This is a genomic window from Amycolatopsis sp. NPDC051372 (assembly GCF_040682095.1).
Lineage (GTDB): Bacteria > Actinomycetota > Actinomycetes > Mycobacteriales > Pseudonocardiaceae > Amycolatopsis.
This window is the reverse complement of the sequence record NZ_JBFBAF010000001.1, coordinates 174818-193556: the sequence shown is the minus strand read 5'-3', so window position 1 is coordinate 193556 and position 18739 is coordinate 174818. Positions and strand designations below refer to the sequence as shown.

At 69.8% G+C, this 18739-nt stretch carries 20 protein-coding genes; 10 read left to right on the top strand and 10 right to left on the bottom strand.

What is annotated here, in order from left to right; translation table 11 throughout:
* Positions 1 to 96: 96 nt before the first annotated feature.
* Positions 97 to 1125: a LacI family DNA-binding transcriptional regulator gene (locus AB0M56_RS00885; protein WP_364169429.1), complete on the bottom strand. Its 1029-nt coding sequence runs from the start codon at positions 1123 to 1125 to the stop codon at positions 97 to 99.
* A 110-nt stretch (positions 1126 to 1235) separates the two neighbouring features.
* On the opposite strand from AB0M56_RS00885, the gene AB0M56_RS00880 reads away from it, so the two are divergent.
* The 7 genes from AB0M56_RS00880 (at position 1236) to AB0M56_RS00850 (ending at position 7027) form a co-directional block, all read left to right on the top strand.
* Entirely contained in the window at positions 1236 to 2261 is a 1026-nt protein-coding gene (locus AB0M56_RS00880; protein ID WP_364169426.1) for a substrate-binding domain-containing protein, read from the top strand.
* Positions 2258 to 3253 (top strand): ABC transporter permease, encoded by a 996-nt coding sequence (locus AB0M56_RS00875; protein WP_364169423.1) that lies wholly within the window; start codon positions 2258 to 2260, stop codon positions 3251 to 3253. The genes AB0M56_RS00880 and AB0M56_RS00875 overlap by 4 nt, the downstream gene beginning before the upstream one ends.
* A complete protein-coding gene (locus AB0M56_RS00870) occupies positions 3250 to 4074 on the top strand; it encodes an ATP-binding cassette domain-containing protein (RefSeq protein WP_364169420.1) in 825 nt (274 codons plus the stop codon). Before AB0M56_RS00875 ends, AB0M56_RS00870 begins: the two co-directional genes overlap by 4 nt.
* Positions 4075 to 4081: 7 nt before the next feature.
* Positions 4082 to 4945 carry a PfkB family carbohydrate kinase gene (locus AB0M56_RS00865; protein WP_364170702.1) on the top strand — a complete coding sequence of 288 codons (864 nt, stop codon included), beginning with the start codon at positions 4082 to 4084 and terminating at the stop codon, positions 4943 to 4945.
* Complete coding sequence (locus tag AB0M56_RS00860) at positions 4942 to 5577, top strand: nucleoside/nucleotide kinase family protein (RefSeq protein ID WP_364169417.1); 636 nt, start codon at positions 4942 to 4944, stop codon at positions 5575 to 5577. The genes AB0M56_RS00865 and AB0M56_RS00860 overlap by 4 nt, the downstream gene beginning before the upstream one ends.
* Positions 5574 to 6320: an SDR family oxidoreductase gene (locus AB0M56_RS00855; protein WP_364169414.1), complete on the top strand. Its 747-nt coding sequence runs from the start codon at positions 5574 to 5576 to the stop codon at positions 6318 to 6320. The genes AB0M56_RS00860 and AB0M56_RS00855 overlap by 4 nt, the downstream gene beginning before the upstream one ends.
* Positions 6321 to 6613: 293 nt before the next feature.
* Positions 6614 to 7027, top strand: coding sequence for a VOC family protein (locus AB0M56_RS00850; RefSeq protein ID WP_364169411.1), 414 nt, complete (start codon positions 6614 to 6616; stop codon positions 7025 to 7027).
* A gap of 121 nt (positions 7028 to 7148) precedes the next feature.
* Here the strand turns inward: AB0M56_RS00850 and AB0M56_RS00845 are convergent, their stop codons facing one another.
* From AB0M56_RS00845 to AB0M56_RS00830, 4 genes are all read right to left on the bottom strand, one after another.
* The gene (locus AB0M56_RS00845; protein WP_364169408.1) at positions 7149 to 7817 is read right to left on the bottom strand and encodes a DedA family protein; all 669 of its coding nucleotides are present in this window, start codon (positions 7815 to 7817) and stop codon (positions 7149 to 7151) included.
* A 161-nt stretch (positions 7818 to 7978) separates the two neighbouring features.
* Positions 7979 to 8803: a YceI family protein gene (locus AB0M56_RS00840; protein WP_220245271.1), complete on the bottom strand. Its 825-nt coding sequence runs from the start codon at positions 8801 to 8803 to the stop codon at positions 7979 to 7981.
* The gene (locus AB0M56_RS00835; RefSeq protein WP_364169406.1) at positions 8800 to 11418 is read right to left on the bottom strand and encodes an MFS transporter; all 2619 of its coding nucleotides are present in this window, start codon (positions 11416 to 11418) and stop codon (positions 8800 to 8802) included. Before AB0M56_RS00835 ends, AB0M56_RS00840 begins: the two co-directional genes overlap by 4 nt.
* Before the next feature lie 7 nt (positions 11419 to 11425).
* Positions 11426 to 11950, bottom strand: coding sequence for a MarR family transcriptional regulator (locus AB0M56_RS00830; RefSeq protein WP_364169404.1), 525 nt, complete (start codon positions 11948 to 11950; stop codon positions 11426 to 11428).
* 255 nt (positions 11951 to 12205) lie between these two features.
* On the opposite strand from AB0M56_RS00830, the gene AB0M56_RS00825 reads away from it, so the two are divergent.
* Together AB0M56_RS00825 and AB0M56_RS00820 are read left to right on the top strand one after the other, a co-directional pair.
* Positions 12206 to 12631 carry a PPOX class F420-dependent oxidoreductase gene (locus AB0M56_RS00825; protein WP_364169401.1) on the top strand — a complete coding sequence of 142 codons (426 nt, stop codon included), beginning with the start codon at positions 12206 to 12208 and terminating at the stop codon, positions 12629 to 12631.
* A 107-nt stretch (positions 12632 to 12738) separates the two neighbouring features.
* The gene (locus AB0M56_RS00820; RefSeq protein WP_364169398.1) at positions 12739 to 14133 is read left to right on the top strand and encodes an FAD-linked oxidase C-terminal domain-containing protein; all 1395 of its coding nucleotides are present in this window, start codon (positions 12739 to 12741) and stop codon (positions 14131 to 14133) included.
* A 60-nt stretch (positions 14134 to 14193) separates the two neighbouring features.
* Here the strand turns inward: AB0M56_RS00820 and AB0M56_RS00815 are convergent, their stop codons facing one another.
* From AB0M56_RS00815 to AB0M56_RS00800, 4 genes are all read right to left on the bottom strand, one after another.
* Entirely contained in the window at positions 14194 to 14907 is a 714-nt protein-coding gene (locus AB0M56_RS00815) for a VTT domain-containing protein (RefSeq protein WP_364169395.1), read from the bottom strand.
* A gap of 77 nt (positions 14908 to 14984) precedes the next feature.
* Complete coding sequence (locus AB0M56_RS00810; RefSeq protein WP_364169392.1) at positions 14985 to 15410, bottom strand: hypothetical protein; 426 nt, start codon at positions 15408 to 15410, stop codon at positions 14985 to 14987.
* Between the two features lie 39 nt (positions 15411 to 15449).
* The gene (gene nagA / locus AB0M56_RS00805; RefSeq protein ID WP_364170700.1) at positions 15450 to 16640 is read right to left on the bottom strand and encodes an N-acetylglucosamine-6-phosphate deacetylase; all 1191 of its coding nucleotides are present in this window, start codon (positions 16638 to 16640) and stop codon (positions 15450 to 15452) included.
* Positions 16641 to 16699: 59 nt separating this feature from the next.
* Positions 16700 to 17275 carry a SigE family RNA polymerase sigma factor gene (locus AB0M56_RS00800; protein WP_285971557.1) on the bottom strand — a complete coding sequence of 192 codons (576 nt, stop codon included), beginning with the start codon at positions 17273 to 17275 and terminating at the stop codon, positions 16700 to 16702.
* Positions 17276 to 17445: 170 nt separating this feature from the next.
* Between AB0M56_RS00800 and AB0M56_RS00795 the strand changes: the two genes are divergently transcribed.
* Positions 17446 to 17727, top strand: coding sequence for a YciI family protein (locus tag AB0M56_RS00795; protein ID WP_360585867.1), 282 nt, complete (start codon positions 17446 to 17448; stop codon positions 17725 to 17727).
* Between the two features lie 3 nt (positions 17728 to 17730).
* Here the strand turns inward: AB0M56_RS00795 and AB0M56_RS00790 are convergent, their stop codons facing one another.
* Positions 17731 to 18738, bottom strand: a complete 1008-nt coding sequence (locus AB0M56_RS00790; protein ID WP_364169389.1) for a PDR/VanB family oxidoreductase — start codon at positions 18736 to 18738, stop codon at positions 17731 to 17733.
* Between the last annotated feature and the right edge of the window lies 1 nt (position 18739).

The window sequence follows — 18739 nt, the reverse complement described above, 5'->3', positions numbered from 1 at the left end:
TCGTCGTCGTGCTTACCCAACGGTAACCGCTCGGGAGGCCCCGCCGAGATGCACGAAAGGCGATCCACTCCAAGAATCACCGGTGTGAGTGAACGGTCAGGCCGCTCCGGGGCACCCGCACGACTGTCGGTGGCGCAGCGTGGGCGGCAGCCGCACGGTCTCGGCCGCGCGCGTCGGCTCGGCGAGGCGGGCCAGCAGCAGCTGCACGGCGCGGCGGCCGATCTCCTCGATCGGCTGCGCCATGGTGGTCAGCGGGGGGTCCACCAGGTCGGCCCACTCGACGTCGTCGTACACGACCACCGGCAGTTCACGGCCGATGCGCAGGCCGCGCCGGCGGGCCTCGTGCAGGACGCCGACCATCATGCTGTCGTTGGCCACCACCAGCGCCGTCGGCGGTTCCGGCAGCGCCAGCAACGTGCTCAACGCCAGCGCGCCACCGTCGCGGTGCGAGTTCCCGCAGGCGACGAGGCCGGGCGACCACGCGAGCCCCGAACGGCCCAAGCCCAGCCGGTAGCCGAGCACGCGCTCGTCGCTGGTCGTAAGGCCCGGCGCGCCGGAAATCATGCCGATCCGCCGGTGTCCGAGCGACGCCAGGTGAGCGGTCAAAGCCGACATCGCCTGGATGTTCTCCGCCCCGACCTGGTCGACGTCGGTGCGGGTCGAGAGCCGGTCGATGAGCACCGTCGGCACGTCCAGCGACACGAGTTCGCCGATCACCGGACCGTCGCCCGGGGAGGGAGTCACCAGCAGGCCGTCGACGCGACGGGACCGCAGGGCCCGCACCACGTCACGCTCGGTCGCCGCCGTGTCGTGCGTGTCGGCGAGCAGCACCGTGTAGCCGTTGGCCGAAGCCTCCCGTTCGATCGCCTGCATCAGCGCCGCGAAGTACGGGTTGGCCACCAGCGAGACCGCCATGCCGATCGAGCGCGTACCACCCGTGACCAGGGAACGAGCGATCGCGTCACCGGTGTAGCCGGTGGTCTCGATGGCCCGCAGCACCGCCGCCTTCGTGTCCTCCGCGACGGCGCGCGTGCCATTGACGACGTGCGAAACCGTCGTGATCGACACCCCGGCGAGCTCCGCGATGTCGCGCTGGGTGGGCCGGGAGGAGCGGGTTTGTGGCATGTCAGTCCTTAACCAGGTTCACTCGCAAGCGTTTGCGCAAACGCTTGCGACGTGACATGAGTCTGTCTACCTTGCCGACCATCGGCAACCTCGCAGGAGGGTATTCATCCATGAGACAGCGCAGTCTCTCCGCGCTGGCGTTGGCCGCCGTGGTCGGCACAGTGCTAGGCACCGCCGGCTGCACGGTCGAGCGCCACTGGGGCGGCAACACGACCCCGGCCGGCAGCGGCAAGGCCAAGGTCGGGCTGGTCACCAAGACCGACACCAACCCGTACTTCGTCGAGCTGCGCAACGCGGCCGGCGCGGCCGCGAAGGCCAATGGCGCCGACTTCAGCGCGCTCGCCGGCCAGTTCGACGGCGACAACGACGGCCAGGTCCGGGCCATCGAGAACCTCATGCAGCAGGGCGTGAACACGATCCTGATCACCCCGAGCTCGTCCACCGGCGTGCTCAAGGCGATCAAGGACGCGCGCGACGCCGGGGTGCTCGTGATCGCGCTCGACACCGCCACCGAGCCGGCCGACGCCGTCGACGCGACCTTCGCCACCGACAACTTCGCGGCCGGCCAGCAGCAGGGCGCGTACGTGAAAGCCGCGCTCAACGGCGTCGACCCCAAGCTGCTGATGGTCGACGGGACCGCCGGCTCCTCCGTCGACACCGAGCGTCACGGCGGTTTCCTCAAGGGCATCGGCCTCACGGACTCCTCACCCGAGATCAAGGGCCACACCCCCGCGAACGGCGACCAGAGCCTCGCGCAGCAGGGCATGGAGAACCTGTTGCAGCGCAGCACGGACATCAACGCCGTCTACTCCATGAACGAACCCATGGGCCGCGGCGCGTACGCCGCGCTGAAGGCCCGCGGCCTCACCGACCGCATCGTGATGGGCTCGATCGACGGCGGCTGCGAAGGCGTGCAGAACGTCAAGGACGGCCTCTACGCGGCCACCGTGATGCAGTTCCCGAAGAAGATGGCCGAACAGGGCGTGCTCGCCGCCGTCGACTACGCGAAAACCGGCAAGAAGCCCACGGGCTTCGTGAACACCGGCTCCACCGTGATCACCGACAAGCCGATGCCGGGCGTCCCCAGCCAGAACACCACGTGGGGCCTGCAGAACTGCTGGGGAGGCGCGAAATGACCACCGCGACGGTGAACGGCACCCGTGAGCGCGAGTCGCTCGGCGAGTTCCTCCTGCGCGCGCCCGCGGTCGGCCCCGCGCTCGCGCTGATCGTGGCCATCGTGGTCTTCTCCCTGGCCACGGACACGTTCTTCGACCTCGACAACCTGTCCACAGTGGTCCAGCAGTCACTGGTCGTCGGCACGCTCGCGCTCGGCCAGACGCTGATCATCCTCATCGCCGGCATCGACCTGTCCAACGCGTCGTCGATGGTCGTGGCCACGCTGATCATGGCGAAGCTCGCCGCGGCGGGCGCAGGCGGCTTCGTGGCGCTGCTCGCCGGAATCGCGCTGACGGTGCTCGTCGGCCTGTTCATCGGCACGCTCGCCACGCGGATCAAGCTGCCCGCCTTCATCATCACGCTCGGCACGTTCACCGGTCTGACCGCCGTGGCGAAGCTGATCGCGGGCGGCCAGGCCGTGCCCGTCACCGACGGGCTCCTGCAATGGCTCGGCACGAAGCGCTACCTCTTCGGTGGCATCCCGATCACCTACGGCATGACGCTCGCGCTGATCATGTTCCTCATCGTCTGGTACTCCCTTACGAAAACCGCGTGGGGCAAGCACGTCTACGCGGTGGGCAACGCGCCGGAGTCCGCGCGCCTGTCCGGCATCAAGGTCAACCGCACGGTGATCTCCGTCTACCTGGTCGCGGGTTTCTGCTTCGGCATCGCCGCGTGGCAGGCGCTCGGCCGCACACCGAACGCCGACCCGAACCAGTTCCAGCTCGGCAACCTCGACTCGATCACCGCCGTGGTCCTGGGCGGCACGAGCCTCTTCGGTGGCCGCGGTTCGGTGCTCGGCACGCTGTTCGGCGCACTCGTCGTGGCGGTGCTGCGCTCGGGCCTCACGCAGATGGGCGTGGACGGCAACTACCAGGACCTCGCGACCGGCGCGCTGCTCATCGCCGCCGTGGTCGTCGACCGGATCGCACGGAGGCAGCAGCAGTCATGACTTCCCACAACGGGCAGCAGACCACGCTTTCCGCGCGCGGCCTCGTGAAGCGCTACGGCCGCGTGACCGCCATCAACGGCGCCGACTTCGACCTCTACCCCGGCGAGGTGCTCGCCGTGGTCGGCGACAACGGCGCCGGGAAATCCAGTCTCATCAAGGCGTTGTCCGGTGCGCTGATCCCCGACGAGGGCGAGATCCGCGTCGACGGCCAGGTCGTGCACTTCAAGTCCCCTTTGGACGCTCGCCACCACGGGATCGAGACGGTGTACCAGGATCTGGCCGTGGCGCCGGCGCTCGACATCGCGTCGAACATGTTCCTGGGCCGGGAAAAGCGCCTGCGCGGGCCCTTCGGCGGGCTGGCGCGCAAGCTCGACACGGGCGAGATGCGCAAGGAGGCGCAGCGGATCCTCGACGAACTGGGCATCAACGTCAAGTCCATCTCTCAGCTCGTGGAGACGCTCTCGGGCGGCCAGCGCCAGGGGGTCGCGGTGGCGCGCGCGGCGGCGTTCGGCACGAAGGCCGTGATCATGGACGAACCGACGGCCGCGCTCGGCGTCGCGGAGTCGGCGAAGGTGCTGGAGCTGATCGGGCGCATCCGCGACCGCGGGCTGCCGGTGGTGCTGATCAGCCACAACATGCCGCACGTGTTCGACATCGCCGACCGGATCCACGTGCACCGGCTCGGCAAGCGCGTGGCCGTGGTGTCGCCGAAGACGCACACGATGAACCAGGTCGTCGGCCTGCTCACCGGTGCGCTGCAGCTCGACGAAGGCGGTGCGGTCGTGGAGGTCGCGGCCGCCACGCACGCCGGGCTGACCTGACGTGCGCGTGCTGCTGGCGGGGCTGTGCACCGTCGACGTCGTGCAACGGGTGTCGCACTTCCCGGCGCCGGGCGAGAAGGTGCAGTCGCTGCGGGTGGACGTCGCGGCCGGTGGGCCGGCGACCAACGCTGCGGTGACCGTGGCCGCGCTCGGGGCCGCCGCGACGCTCGTGACGGTCGTCGGCGCCCACCCGCTGTCAGCGCTCGCGCACGCCGACCTGATCGCGTACGGAGTCGACGTCGTGGACCTCGATCCGGCCCGCACCGACTCGCCGCCGGTGAGCGCCGTGGTCGTGCGCGATTCCGACGGGGAGCGAACGGTCGTCTCGCGCAACGCGGCTTCCGGTGCCCCGGTGGAGGTTCCGGATCTCACTGACCTCACAGGGCTCGTGCGCCAAGCCGATGCGGTGCTCGTCGACGGTCACCACCCCGAGCTCGCGCTGGCCGTCGCGCGGGCCGCGCGATCACTCGGCGTGCCCGTCGTGCTCGACGCCGGCAGCTGGAAACCCGTGCTGGAAGACCTGTTGCCGCTGGTGGACGTCGCCGCGTGCTCCGCGCACTTCGCCGCGCCCGGGCCGGGCCTGCGTGAACGCGGAGTACCCGTCGTGATCAGGACCGCGGGGCCGGATCCCGTTCGCTGGAGCACTACGGAAGACTCAGGCCAGGTGCCTGTCAACGATGTCGAGGCGCGGGACACACTGGCGGCCGGCGACGTGTGGCACGGTGCGCTCGCGCACGCGGTCGCGGCCGGTGGAAGCTCGGTGGACGGGTGGATCCGGCACGCGAACGCGGTGGCCGGCGAGCGCGTCCGCCACGTGGGGCCGCGGTCTTGGACGGCGGCGATCTCGAAGTTGGGAGAAGGAGTGCGATGACGGCGTTCGAAGACCTCCTGGCACGGGCCGAAGGGCTCGCCAAGCCGCGGCAGCGCAGCGTGCTCGGCATCATCGGCGCGCCCGCGTCCGGCAAGACCACGCTGGCCTGGGCGATCGCCAACGCGCTGGGCTCCCGCGCGGCGGTGGTCGGGATGGACGGCTTCCACCTCGCGCAGGTGGAGCTGCGCCGGCTCGGGCGCGCCGAGCGCAAGGGCGCGCCCGACACGTTCGACGCCGCGGGCTACGTCCACCTCGTCCGCCGGCTCGCGAAGGGCAAGGAAACCGTTTACGCGCCGGAGTTCCGCCGTGAGATCGAGGAGCCCATCGCCGGCGCGGTCGCGGTGGCGCCCGAGGTGCAGCTGGTGATCACGGAGGGCAACTACCTGCTGCTGCCAGACGACCCGTGGAGCGGCGTGCGCCAGTACCTCACCGAGGCCTGGTTCCTCGCGCCCGACGAGCCCGAGCGGATCGAACGGCTGGTTTCGCGCCATCGCCGTTACGGCCGGTCACTGGTCGAGGCGCGCCAGCGTGCGCTCGGCTCGGACCAACGCAACGCCGACCTCATCACGAGCACCCGTGACCGTGCCGACCTCCTGCTGGAGAACCTGCCGCTCGTGAACTTCGCCCTGTGAGCGGAGTTCTCGTCGTCACGGGCGGCAGCCGGGGGATCGGCGCGGCGATCTGCACCCTCGCGGCCGAGCGCGGCTACGACGTGGTGGTCAACTACTCCGGCGACTCCGAGCCGGCGGCCGAGGTCGTTTCCCAGGTCCGGGCGCACGGGCGCAAGGCGCTGGCGGTGCGCGCCGACGTCGCCGACGAACGGCAGGTCCGCAAGCTCTTCGGCACCGCCGGGGAGATGGGGTCGCTGGTCGGCGTGGTCAACAACGCGGCCATCACCGGCAACACGCCGGGGCGCCTGGACGAGCAGAGCCCGGCCACCGTGCGGCGCGTGCTGGAGGTCAACGTCGGCGGGGTGTTCCTGTGCTGCCGCGAGGCCGTGCGGCGGCTCTCGACGCGGTACGGCGGTCCCGGTGGCGCCATCGTCAACGTCTCGTCCACGGCCGCCCGCACGGGCTCGGCGGGTGAGTGGGTGCACTACGCCGCGACGAAGGCCGCGGTGGACACGCTCACGTACGGACTCGCCCAGGAAGTGGCGGGCGAGGGCATCCGCGTGAACGCCGTCGCGCCCGGGCTCGTGGCCACGGGTCTGCACGAAGCGGCCGGCCTGCCGGACCGGCTCGAGCGGTTGGCGCCCGGGATTCCGCTCGGCCGGCCGGGCGAACCGGAGGAGATTGCCGAAGCGGTGCTGTGGCTTCTGTCACCGGCATCGTCCTTCACTGTCGGCGCCGTCCTGGAAGTCGGCGGCGGCCGCTGAATAGCGTCCCACCATGTGGTCTTTGCCCATTTCGGCGTTCCACTGGTGTGCTACTCGTGTTCACGTCATCCCGGCTTGTGGGACGCCGGGCGACGAGGAGATCACGATTCGTGGCGGAAGTCGGTGAATCCGTCCGCCCGATCGGAGCGGCTGTGTCACTCTGGTGGAGCCTCCGGAGCAGTTGGACGACCGGGGTCGCGGCGGCGCCGGTTCACGGGGTGGGTGACAAGCGCCCCGCGTCGTAAACGCACGGAGTGCGCAGCCGGGGGTCGGAAAGGACGGCCGCGAAAGTCATGCCCAAGCTCACGTCTGTGCACCATCTGGCGCTCACCGTGACCGATGTGGAACGCAGCGTCCCGTGGTACGCGCGGGTGCTCGACCTCGAGGAGAGCCACCGCCGCGAAGACCCCGGAACCGGGATCCACAAGGTCGTGCTGAAGTCCGCCGGCGACGGGTTTTCCGTCGTCCTGGTCCAGCACCCCGACACCGACCGCCGTTGTTTCGACGAGCGCCGGACCGGGCTGGATCACGTCGCGTTCTCGGTGTCGTCGAAGGCGGAACTCGGTGAGTGGGAGGACCGGCTCTCGGAGTACGGGGTGTCGTACCTGCCGCCTCGGGAGTCGCGGACCTTCGAGGGGTCGTCGGTGATCGTGTTCCGGGATCCGGATGGGATTCAGCTGGAGATCTGGTCGGATCCGGAGTTGTAGGGCGGCCGCGGCTCAGCCGAAGAGGTCCGTGCTGGGCCGGGAACGCCGCGCGCTCAGTAGGTCGATCGGTGTGGCCGACGCAAAGAGCGGGAGCCCCAAGACCACCGTGCGAGCCGGGAACTCAGGCGTGCGCGTCGTCCGGTTCGTCGACCGGTCGCCGCATTTCCTGCCGGTACCGAAGCACCCCGTACCCCGTCCCCAGGACGAAGAACGCCACCGAAATCCACAGGGACGCCGTCTTCAGCCACGGCAGGGCGTCCAGCAGGCCGGCGCCGTAGTAGCCCAGCAGGACCAAAGTGGGGACCCACAGCAGGCCACCCAGGCTGGTGGCCAACAAGAACCGCCGGGGGTCCATGCGGGCGGCGCCGGCGATGAGCGGGGCGAGTGTGCGGATCCACGGGATCCACCGCGCCGCGACGATCGCGAAGAAACCCTTGCGGTCCAGAAACCGTTGGGCGCGGTCGAGGTTGTGCCGATTGAGCACCTTGCCGCCGCGGCGGGCGATGAAGCGGGTGCCCGTGCTGCGGCCGATGTAGTAGCCCACCTGGTTGCCGCCGACGGCCACCACGAGTGCGGCGCCGGACAGGAGCCACGCGTTCGCGTCGGAGCCGTGCTGCGCGAGCACCACGCCGGCGCCGAAGAGGAGCGAGTCGCCCGGCAGGAAGAGGCCGACGATGAGCGCGCATTCCACGAACACGAAGGAAAGCACGATCACCCAGACGAGCAGCGGGCCGGCCGTGTCGAGCCAGCTCACGCCGACTCCGGCGGCCTCGATGCTTGCGGGGTTCACGCGAAGAGCCTACGTGGCCACGATCGACGGAAAGAAGGAACCATCGAATCCAGCCTTCCGGTCACTTTCGGTATTCCTGGAATGAACTGCGCGTTCACCAACGGCTCAAACGAACGGGCCGCCCGGGACAGTTCCCGGGCGGCCCGAATCGAACAAAACGTCTAGAACTGCGGCAGGGACTCGCCTTGCACCGCTTCGATGTCCAGCTCCACCTTGACCGTGGTGCCGATCGCGGCGACGCCCGCGCGGACCATCGCGCTGTAGTTGATCGCGAAATCGTTGCGGTGCAGCTGGGTCTCGGCGTGGAACGCGGCGCGCACGCCGCCCCACGGGTCCGGGCCGTGGCCCTGGTAGCGCAGGTCGAGCTCGACCTGACGGCGTTCGCCGTGCAGGGTGAGCTCGCCCAGCAGCGCCCAGGTGTCCGTGCCGCGCTGCGAAATGCCCGTGCTCTCGAACGTGATCAGTGGGAAGGCCTCCACGTCGAGGAACTCGGCCGAACGCAGGTGGTCGTCGCGCATTTTGATGCCGGTCTCGATGCTGCCCGCCTTGATCTCGGCGAACACCGTCGAACGCTCCACCGGGCGGCGGATGTCGATGCGTCCGCCGACGTCGGGGAACCGCACCTTGATGCTGGCGATGCCCATGTGGCGCGCGGTCGCGACCACCGACGTGTGGACCGGGTCGATCGTCCACGGACCGGGCGGCGGCAGCTCCACGGCCTCGGCCACGGGGGCCAGGGCGATGTCGCCGAGCAGCCCGGCGCCGTCGGAGCCGACCTGCACGGTGCGAGCCATCGGCGTGTACCCGGGCGCCGTGATCACGGCGGTGTAGACGCCCGGGGGCAGCGGATCGGTCGCCACCGCCCCCTTCGCGTCCGTGACCTGGCGCGCGATCTGACGGCCGTTGAGGTCGGTCACCGTGAGCACGGCGTTCTCGACCGGCCAGCCCCCACTGGCGCGGAGCTGTGCGCGCAGGCCCCCGCTCATGAGCGGTCGACCAGCTCGTCGAGAGCCTGGTCGTAGCTCAGGCGCACGTCGTGCTCGGCCTCGCCGTCGGTGAGGCTCACCTGGCTGGTGGCCGGCGGGTAACCGCTCGCCACCACCGTGTACGAGCCCACCGGCAGGTCGCTCACCACGTAGCGGCCTTCACCGTCCGTGCGCGCGACCGCCGCGACGTTGCCGTTCGCGTCGAGCACGGTGATCCGCGCGTCCGGCACGATCCGGTCGCCCTCGGTTCGCGCGATGCCCTGCATCAGCACGGCACCGGCCAGCTCGACGTCGTGGCGCAGCACGCCGCTGTCGGGCACGGTCAGGGTGACCGCCACCGGGCGGTAGTGCGGGCCGCTCGCGACCAGCGTGTACTGCCCGGCACCGACACCGCTGAAGGTGTAGACGCCGTCGTCGGCCGTGATGAACGCGCCGTTGACCTCGCCGCGCGAGTCGGTGAGCGTCACGGTGGCGTTGGCCAGCGGGGAACCGATCCCCACGGACCGCACGACACCGGTCAGCTCGCCCGAGCCGGTGAGCGTCACGTCGAGCTTCGCCGGCCCGCCGCCGACCACCACGCTGGAGGCCTGCGGCTGGTGGCCGGGAGCGGCCACGATCAGCACGTAGGTGCCCGGGCCCTGCGTCGGCACGGAGTAGCTGCCGTCGCCGTTGCCGGTCGCCCGCGCCACCTGACGACCCTGCTGGTCGATCAGCGTCAGCGCGGCGGCACCGACGTGGCTGCCGTCCTGCCGGCGCACGTGCCCGGTCACCGGGGGACCGCCCGCGCCCAGCGGCACGTCGATGCCCGCACCCGCGGCCGAGTTGGTGATCGGCATGGGCAGTGAGCCCGAAATCGCCTGCGGGTCGCCGTGACCGTTGCCGTTCATCGAGTGCCTTCCCCCTGCGCCGACGAGAACGGGTTCTCGCGGCTGTTCTTCGAAGAGCGAGCCCGGCTTGGCCGCCTGGTCGACGATGTCCGTCGGCGTCTCGCTCTCCTCGAGCAGTGCCTCGCCACCTTCCACCGCCGCGGCGGCCGGGTTCATGCCCGCGAGCGGGATCTCCTTCAGGAAGCACAGCACGATCGTGGCCAGCAGTGCGACCGCGCCGGCGACGTAGAAGACCGTGGTGATCGACTCGGTGAAGCCGACGAGGATCGGGGTCTTCAGCGCGTCCGGCAGCGTCTGGATCACGCTGGTGTTGGTTTGGATGTCGGCCAGCTGCGCACCGGCACCGGCCGGCGGGTTGCCGCCGAACGCCTTGGTGATGTTGCCCGGCAGCACGTTGAACAGAATCGTGAGGAACACCGCGACACCGGCCGTACCACCGATCTGGCGGAAGAACGTGGCCGCTGCCGTGGAGGCGCCCATGTCACTGCGCGGGCCGGCGTTCTGCACCGCGATGACCAGCGTCTGCATGCACTGGCCGAGACCGAGGCCGATGATGGCCGCGGCCACCAGCGGGTGCCACAGCGGCGAGTCGTACTTGACCTGCGCGAAGAAGAACGCGCCGCCGGCGATGAGCAGGGTGCCGACGATCGGGAAGATCTTGTAGCGCCCGGTCTTCGACATGATCCGGCCGGAGCCGATCGAGCTCAGCATCAGGCCGCCCATCAGCGGCAGCATCAGCAGACCTGACTCGGTCGGCGTGTAGCCCTGAACGACCTGCATGAACTGCGGGATCATCGTGATCGCGCCGAACATGGCGACACCGACGATGACACCACCGATGATCGCGACGGTGAACGTCGAGTTCTTAAACAGCCGCAACGGGATCAGCGCGGCGTCCTTCATCAGCTTCTCGACCACGATGAACGAGATGATGCCGATCGCGCCGACGGCGTAGCAGAGGATCGCCTTGCCGTCGCCCCAGCCCCAGGTCTGGCCCTGTTCCGCGACGATCAGGAACGGCACCACCGCCACGACGAGCGAAAGTGCGCCCCACCAGTCGATCTTGTGCTTCTGTGGCACGTGCGGCACGTTCAGCACCTTGGCGACCACGAACAGCGCGACGATGCCGATCGGCACGTTGATCAGGAAGACCCAGCGCCAGCCGGAGATGCCGCCGAGCGTGTCGAACCCGGCGAAGAACCCGCCGAGCACCGGACCGAGCACAGTGGACAGACCGAAGACGGCGAGGATGTAGCCCTGGTACCGCGGGCGTTCGCGCGGCGGCACCACGTCACCGATGATGGTCATGGCCAGTGACATCAGGCCACCGGCGCCGAGACCCTGCACCGCGCGGAACGCGGCGAGCTCGTACATCGACTGCGAGAACGTCGAAGCCAGCGAACCGGCGACGAAGATCGAGATCGCGGCGAGGTAGAACGGCTTGCGGCCGTAGATGTCCGACAGCTTGCCGTAGATCGGCGTGACGATCGTCGACGTGATCAGGTACGCCGTGGTGGCCCACGCCTGCAGGTCGAAGCCGTGCAGGTCGTTGGCGATCTTGACGATCGAGGTACCCACGATCGTCTGGTCCAGTGCGGCGAGGAACATGCCGCACATGAGTCCGCTCAGGATCGTGACGATCTGGCGGTGGCTCAGCCGCGGCACACCCGACGCGTCGAGGACGGGTGCGCCCCCCCGCTGCTGAGGTTGTTTCTCGATGGTGGTCATGTGGTTGCTAGGCCCCCTTGGAGTGCACCGAGTCCGCCGGCGCGGAGTCGGTCATGTCTGGAAAGTTGTTCTCGATACCGGTGTTGAGCCGCCCGAACAGCTCGTTGAGGGTCTCGCGATCCTCCTGGGTCCAGTCGCCGAGCACGTCGGCGAGCCAGAGGTTGCGCTGCTTGCGGTTCTCGTCGAAGACCCGCAGGCCTTCGGCGGTGGGCGCGAGCAAGCAGGCGCGGCCGTCTTCGGGGTCGGCTTGACGTTCCACCAGTCCGTGCTGCACGAGCGCGCTCGACTGCCTGCTGATGGTGGAGATCTCGGAGTGCAGGAACTCGGCGAGCTTGCTGGTGCGCTGCGGCCCCTCGTGGATGAGGCAGAAGAGGATCGCGTACGCGGCCCGCTCGATGCCGTCCGGACCCTGCTTGGAGACCTGCGACTTCGCCTTGGTGATCAGGCGCATGAAACGGACCAGCTCGTGTCCGAGCTGGTCGGCCAGGTCGAGCCTGTCCTTGGGCCGGGTGGCGGCGCTGTTCGGTGCCATTCGGTCGATCTTTCTCGCGGTGAAACGAACCGTTGTTTGGCGGCTGCAACTAGTTGCCTTTAGCAAGAGTGTGCCTGATCCGTGCTTCGCGCAAGCTCGCGGACCCCGGTTGTGTCGCATCACACTTTAGTTGTTGCATGCAAGCAGATATTCACCGGAGGGTGTTCGTCCGTTTTCTCCCGAGTCCGAAGGCCCAGGTCAGGGCTCTGGAACTTGACGAGGGAACAAGACGGAATGTGACGGGTTGAAAAAGCTATGACCGACGACACACCGCTGTACGACCTCATCGGCTCCCGCCGCAACGGCGTGCTGGCCACGCTCAAGCGCGACGGGCGGCCCCAGCTGTCCACCGTGAGCCACCACTTCGACGCCGCCGAGCGCAAGATCCTCGTGTCGATCACCGAGACACGGGCGAAGACGAAGAACATGCGCCGCGACGCGCGCGTGAGCTACCACGTGGGCAGCGAGAACGGCTGGTCGTACGCGGTGGCGGAGGGCAAAGCCGTGCTGACGCCGGTCGCCACGGCCAAGGACGACGCGACGGTGGAGGCGCTCATCGACCTCTACCGCAAGGTCGGCGGTGAGCACCCCGACTGGGACGAGTACCGCGAGGCGATGGTCGCGGACCAGCGGCTGGTGCTGACGATCAACGTCGACCGGGTCTACGGCCTGGTGCGCTGACAGGTCGGCTGGATGCGCAGCCGGATGGCGCCGGGCAAGTCGCCATCCGGCTGAAATCTGGAAATTCTATTCCGCACTGCGGAGATATTTGTGCCTACGATGAAGCCATGAGCACTGACGCCCTCCTGCAGCGACTCCGCGACGAGCTCGGCAAGGAGGCCGTGCTCACCGACGCCGACGTGACCGCGAGCTACTCGCGCGACATGATGCCGCTCGCGCCGTCCGGGAAACCGCTGGCCGTGGTGCTGCCCGCGGACACCGCGGGGGTGCAGGCCGTGGTCAAGGCGTGCGCCGAAGCGAAGGTGCCCGTCGTGCCGCGCGGGGCGGGCAGCGGCCTGTCCGGTGCGGCCAACGCCATCGACGGCTGCGTGGTGCTCGTGTTGACCAAGCTCGACGAGATCGTGGAGATCGACCCCGCCAACCGCCTCGCCGTGGTGCAGCCCGGCGTGGTCAACCTCGACTTCCGCAACACCGTGGAGAAGCACGGCCTGTTCTATCCACCCGACCCGTCGAGCTACGACTGGTGCACGATCGGCGGCAACCTCTCCACCAACGCCGGCGGCCTGTGCTGCGTGAAGTACGGCGTGACCACCGACTCCGTGCTCGGCCTCGAGGTCGTGCTGGCCGACGGGTCGCTGCTCAAGACCGGCCGCCGCACCGTGAAGGGCGTGGCGGGCTACGACCTGACGAAGCTGTTCATCGGCAGCGAGGGCACGCTCGGCGTGATCACGCAGGCCACCGTGGCGTTGCGCCCGCTGCCGCAGGCGCCGGCGACGCTCGTCGCGGGCTTCAGCACCACGGAGGCGGCGGGCGAGGCCGTGGCGCGGGTCGTGCGCGAGGGACTCGTGCCGTCGCTGCTGGAGATCATGGACGCGGCGTCGATCAAGGCGTCGGAGACCTACCTCAAGACCGACCTCGGCGCGGGTTCCGATTGCCAGGCGCTGATGCTGGCGCAGTCCGACGTCGGCGGCGAGGCCGCGTTGCGCGAGCTCGCCGTGCTGGAGCAGATCTGCGCCGACTGCGGCGCCGACCTGGTCTACGCCACCGACGACCTCGAAGAGGGCAAGATGCTGCTGCAGGCCCGGCGAGTGGTCCTGACCGCGCTGGAAAGCTACGGCATCTGGCTCACCGACGATGTCAGCGTGCCGCGCACCCGTATCGCCGAGCTGATCCGCGGCTGCGAGCAGGTGAGTGAGAAGGTGGGGCTGAAGATCGCCGTGGTCGGCCACGCCGGCGACGGCAACATGCATCCGACGATCGTCTACGCGCCCGACAACGAGGACGAGTTCGTCCGGGCGCGGCAGGCGTTCGACGACATCCTGGAGATCGGCCTCTCGCTCGGCGGCACGGTGACCGGCGAGCACGGCGTCGGCAAGATCAAGCGCGACTGGCTTGCGCGCGAGATCGGGCCCGTCGGGATGCGGGTGCACCGGCAGATCAAGCAGGCACTGGACCCGGAAAACCTGTTCAACCCGGGGTCGATGTTCTCGATGACGGACTGAGGTTTCACGAAAACGGCGCCGGTCCCTTGCTCGGGGCCGGCGCCGTTTTCTGCGTTTCGATCAGTCGCGCACGCGCGGGATCCGCTGGGTGACCTCGGCGGCGTTTTCTTCCGGCGCACCCACGCGGGCCTTCTTCTCGCGGCGGCTCTTGAGGTACTCGAGCAGGATCGGAACCACGGACACGAGCACGATCAGCACGAAGATGGCGTCGACGTTGTCGCGGATGAAGCCGATGTTGCCCAGCAGCGAGCCCAGCACCGTGATGCCCGCGGCCCAGACGATGCCGCCCAGCACGGTGTAGGTGAAGTACCGCTTCGGGTCCATGCGGCCGATGCCGGCGATCCAGGTGATGAACGTCCGCACGAACGGCACGAACCGCGCCAGCACCACGGCCTTGGGCCCGTGGTGGTCGAGGAAGGCGTGCGTCTTGTCGACGTACTCCTTCTTGAAGAACTTCGAATCGGGCCGGTTGAACAGCTTCGGGCCGACGAAGTACCCGATGTAGTACCCGCAGACGTTGCCGAGCAGCGCCGCCACCGTCACCAGCACGCACACCACCCACAGGGGCGCCTGCAGCGTGCCGTTGGCGATGAACAGGCCCGCCGTGAACAGCAGCGAGTCGCCCGGCAGCACCGGGAAGATGCTGCTCTCGATGAAGATGATCAGGCAGAGCACCGCGATGACCGGCACGGTCAGGCCGGACAGCAGCTGCTCCGGGTCCAGCCAGGACGGCAGGATGGACATGGTCGTCACTGTGCTCTGGGCGAGAATCACACCGAAAACGGTACAGGGTGACGCTGAGTGCCTTCACAGGGAGAACCACCGCAGGTAGTGGGGGTTTTCCGGAATTGTCAGACGAGGGTGAGCAGTCCGATGACCGAGCCCGCGGCCAAGCCCAGCAGGAGAGCCAGCAGCAGCACCCAGTGCGCGGGCAGCGGCGCGGGGCCGGGCGCGACCTGGCGGACCGTCGCCGGATCCGGTGCGGGAACGGGCCGAACTCCCGAAGAGACCGGCGTCGTCCGTTGGCCGGAGGCGTCGTCCAGGGCCGCGCGTTCGCGTTCGAGGGAGTCGGCCCCCGCGCCGGAGAGCAGGCCGTAACGGGGTGGGAGCTCCTCGGTGGGGCCGGTCGCGCCGGCGGAGCCCGTGGAGTCCGGGGAGCCCGTGGAGTCCGGGGAGCCGGAAGACGCCGGGGGCTGCGAGCTGGTGTGCGGGGCGAACACGGCCTGGGCGCGCAGGGCGTCGGCGAGCAGTCGCTCCGGGTCCTTCGGCTCGCTCATCCCTCTCCGTACTTCCCCGCGGGCGGCCCGCGTAGTCGCTTACGTGCTCAAGGTAGCCCGGCCGGCCTCGGCGACCCACTCGCCCCGGCGCAGCACCCGGACCGGCCGCAGGTCGTCGTCGAGGATCACGACGTCGGCGGCGAGGCCCGGCCGCAGCGAACCGGTGCGGTCGGCGATGCCCAGCAGCTCGGCGGGCCGGCCGGAGGTCGCCCGGACGGCGTCGAGGACACCGAGTTTGGCACCCTTCACGAGGTTGCGGAAGGCGTTGTCCATCGTCAACGTGCTGCCGGCCAGTGATCCGTTGTCCAGCGTCGCCACGCCGTCGTGCACGTCGACCTCGAGTCGGCCCAGCGTGTAGCGACCGTCGGCGGCGTCGGTGGCCGACATGGCGTCGGTGATCAGTACGGTCCGGCCGCGGCCCGCGTGCGAAGCGGCCAGCCGGACCACGGTCGGGTGCAGGTGCACGAGGTCGCAGATGAGCTCGACCGTCACGCGCTCGTCGTCCAGCAGCACACCGACCGGGCCCGGTTCGCGGTGGTGCAGGGGGCGCATGCCGTTGAACAGGTGCGTCGCCACGGTGGCGCCCGCGTCGATGGCCGGCACGAGCTGCTCGGCGAGGCCGTCGGTGTGCCCGATCGCGGCCGTCACACCCGATTCGGCGAGCTGGCGCACGGCCTTCACCCCGCCGTTGAGCTCCGGCGCGAGCGTGACCATGCGGATCGCGCCGGCGCCCGCGCGCAGCAGCTTCTCGACGGTGCCGGTGTCCGGTTCACGCAGCGTGTCAGGATCGTGCGCGCCGCAGCGGGCGCGTGAGATGAACGGGCCTTCGAGGTGGATGCCGGCGAGCTCACCGTCCTGCACGAGCTCACGCAGGGCCGCGATCTGCTCGGTCAGCAGGTCGATCGGGTCCGAGACCAGGCTCGCGAGCGTGGTTGTGGTGCCGTGGCGGCGGTGCGCGCGCACCGCCGTGAGGATCTCGTCGGGGTCCAGTGTGGAGAACGAAGCGCCGCCCCCGCCGTGGCAGTGGGTGTCGACGAACCCGGGCACCACGAGTGCTCCGCCCACGTCGACGACCTCGGTGTCGGGGCCGCCCGGCGGCGTCCCCGTGCCGACCGCGGCGATGCGCCCGTCGGAGACGGCGAGCCAGCCGTCGTCGAGTACGCGGTCCGGGGCGACGACCCGGCCGCCCGTGATGACGAAGTCTCCGGCGTGCTTCACGCCCTCCAGCATATATTGGTCTGGACCAGACATGGCTACGCAACTCGGTGATCGCGATTGGTCCACCCGGGTCACTGTGGGGTCTGCATCGCCTTCTGCAGGGCCTCCAGCGCCCGGCTGGCGGTCGACTTAACGGTACCCTTCGAGATGCCCGCGGCCTCGGAGATCTCGGCCTCGGACAGCCCCCCGTAGTACCGGAGCACCAGCACCTCGCGCTGGCGCGGCGGGAGCTTCGAAAGGGCGCTGACCACGGCTTGGTGCTCGCTCGACAGCATCGCGAGACTCTCCGCGGAACGCGCGTTCACGGCGTGCGGAGGCACGTATTCACGCGCGGTTTTCCGCCGCCGCAGCACGCTGCGCGAGCCATTGACCACGGCCGTGCGCAGGTATCCGACGGCCGCGGCCGCATCGCGCAGCCGGCCCCAGTTGCGGTGCAGACCGGTGAACGCCTCCTGCACCACGTCCTCGGCCGTCGCCGGCTCGTCGACCAGCAGGATCGCCAGCCGCACGAGCCGCATCCGGTGCTGGCGGTACAGGTCCTCCAGGGTCAGCGGTGCGGCCGGCTGCTGCGGCGGCACCGGCCCGTCCATGGTCCGCAGGTGCCCGAGGGTCGCCTCGACACTGCGTTCCGCGTTGCCCTCCAGCATGTACCCCTGCCTGCCTGTTCTCGACCCCTGTGGTGCCCCTGCGCCGAGCTGCTGACGCAGCCCTAGCGTATCGGGTGAGCTCTGTCCCGCCACTGGTCGGATGCTGGGACCACAGGGTGTTGCCCGGTAGCGTCGGCAGCGTCACCAACGCACCCACCCGGGAGATCCACATGGCCTGGTACCTGGTCGAAATCCGTTACGTGCAGGAGAAGGTGGCCGACGTCCGGCCCCGTCACCGTGAGTGGTTGAGCCAGCACTCCGCCGACGGCCGCGTGGCCGTCGCGGGACCGCTCGCCGACGGCTCCGGTGGTCTGGTCCTGTGGCAGGCCGAGGACGAGGCGGCCCTCGAGGAACTGATCGGCAAGGACCCGTACCAGCTCGAAGGCGTGGTCGCCGATCGCTCGATCCGGGAGTACAAGCCGGTGCTCGGCGCTTGGGTCCCGCAGGCGTAGCACCTAGAGCTCCAGGACGGCGGGTCCGCGGTCCACGCAGATCCGCACCGACCCGCCGTCCGGGGTCGCCACGGCGCACGTGCCGCAGAAGCCCTGGCGGCAGGAGAACGCCACGTCAGGCAGCACTTCGCGCACGACGTCGAGCGTCGAACGGTCGGCCGGCACGGCGAGCGTGTGGCCGCTGCGGCGCAGGACCACGGTGTACGGCCGCCCGCCGATGATCGGCGGGGTCGAGAAACGTTCGAAGTACACGGCCCTGGCGCCGGTGAGCTCGAGGTCCACGCGGACGCCGGTGATCATCGGCGTCGGCCCGCAGCAGTAGACCGAGGCGCCGTCGGGGACGCCCTCCAGCAACTCCGCGCCCGAGGCCGGAATGTCGTACTCGGTGTCCGGACGGAACCACACGCGATCCCCGGGCAAATCCGAAAGTTCTTCCACAAACGGCATCGACTCGCGGCTGCGTCCCGTGTAGACGAGCCGCCAGCCGGCTCCGCGGGCGTCGGCCGCGCGGACCATCGGCAGGATCGGCGTGATGCCGATGCCGCCGGCGATGAAGACGTACGAGTCCGCCGCGACGAACGGGAACGCGTTGCGCGGGCCACGCACATCCACCTTGGTGCCGGGTTCGAGCGCGTGGACCTCACCCGAGGCCGCACCGATCCGCCGGACGGCCACGCGGTAGTGCGAGAGGTCGCCGGGGTCGCCGCAGAGCGAGTACTGCCGGACGAGTCCCGACGGCAGGGTGAGGTCGAGGTGCGCGCCCGGCCGCCAGCTCGGCAATGGCTCACCCTCGGGCCGCGCGAGGCGCAGGGACACCACTTCGTCGGCTTCCGGCCGGACGGTGGTCACGACCAGCGGCAACGTCCGGTCCACCGCCTGCACGGGCGGGCGGCGCCGGCCGGAGTACCGGGCGAGCCGGCGGTAGGCCGCGCCGACGCCGACCAAAGTGGACATCAGCCGGTCGCGGCGGCCCGTGCCGTCGAGCCGCGGCGGGAATTCCGGCGCGGTCATC

Coding starts and splice junctions, on each gene's coding strand:
- AB0M56_RS00885 (WP_364169429.1), bottom strand. CDS start 1,125: ATGCCACAAACCCGCTCCTCCCGGCCCACCCAGCGCGACATCGCGGAG.
- AB0M56_RS00880 (WP_364169426.1), top strand. CDS start 1,236: ATGAGACAGCGCAGTCTCTCCGCGCTGGCGTTGGCCGCCGTGGTCGGC.
- AB0M56_RS00875 (WP_364169423.1), top strand. CDS start 2,258: ATGACCACCGCGACGGTGAACGGCACCCGTGAGCGCGAGTCGCTCGGC.
- AB0M56_RS00870 (WP_364169420.1), top strand. CDS start 3,250: ATGACTTCCCACAACGGGCAGCAGACCACGCTTTCCGCGCGCGGCCTC.
- AB0M56_RS00860 (WP_364169417.1), top strand. CDS start 4,942: ATGACGGCGTTCGAAGACCTCCTGGCACGGGCCGAAGGGCTCGCCAAG.
- AB0M56_RS00850 (WP_364169411.1), top strand. CDS start 6,614: ATGCCCAAGCTCACGTCTGTGCACCATCTGGCGCTCACCGTGACCGAT.
- AB0M56_RS00840 (WP_220245271.1), bottom strand. CDS start 8,803: ATGAGCGGGGGCCTGCGCGCACAGCTCCGCGCCAGTGGGGGCTGGCCG.
- AB0M56_RS00835 (WP_364169406.1), bottom strand. CDS start 11,418: ATGACCACCATCGAGAAACAACCTCAGCAGCGGGGGGGCGCACCCGTC.
- AB0M56_RS00830 (WP_364169404.1), bottom strand. CDS start 11,950: ATGGCACCGAACAGCGCCGCCACCCGGCCCAAGGACAGGCTCGACCTG.
- AB0M56_RS00825 (WP_364169401.1), top strand. CDS start 12,206: ATGACCGACGACACACCGCTGTACGACCTCATCGGCTCCCGCCGCAAC.
- AB0M56_RS00820 (WP_364169398.1), top strand. CDS start 12,739: ATGAGCACTGACGCCCTCCTGCAGCGACTCCGCGACGAGCTCGGCAAG.
- AB0M56_RS00810 (WP_364169392.1), bottom strand. CDS start 15,410: ATGAGCGAGCCGAAGGACCCGGAGCGACTGCTCGCCGACGCCCTGCGC.
- nagA (WP_364170700.1), bottom strand. CDS start 16,640: ATGCTGGAGGGCGTGAAGCACGCCGGAGACTTCGTCATCACGGGCGGC.
- AB0M56_RS00800 (WP_285971557.1), bottom strand. CDS start 17,275: ATGCTGGAGGGCAACGCGGAACGCAGTGTCGAGGCGACCCTCGGGCAC.
- AB0M56_RS00795 (WP_360585867.1), top strand. CDS start 17,446: ATGGCCTGGTACCTGGTCGAAATCCGTTACGTGCAGGAGAAGGTGGCC.
- AB0M56_RS00790 (WP_364169389.1), bottom strand. CDS start 18,738: ATGACCGCGCCGGAATTCCCGCCGCGGCTCGACGGCACGGGCCGCCGC.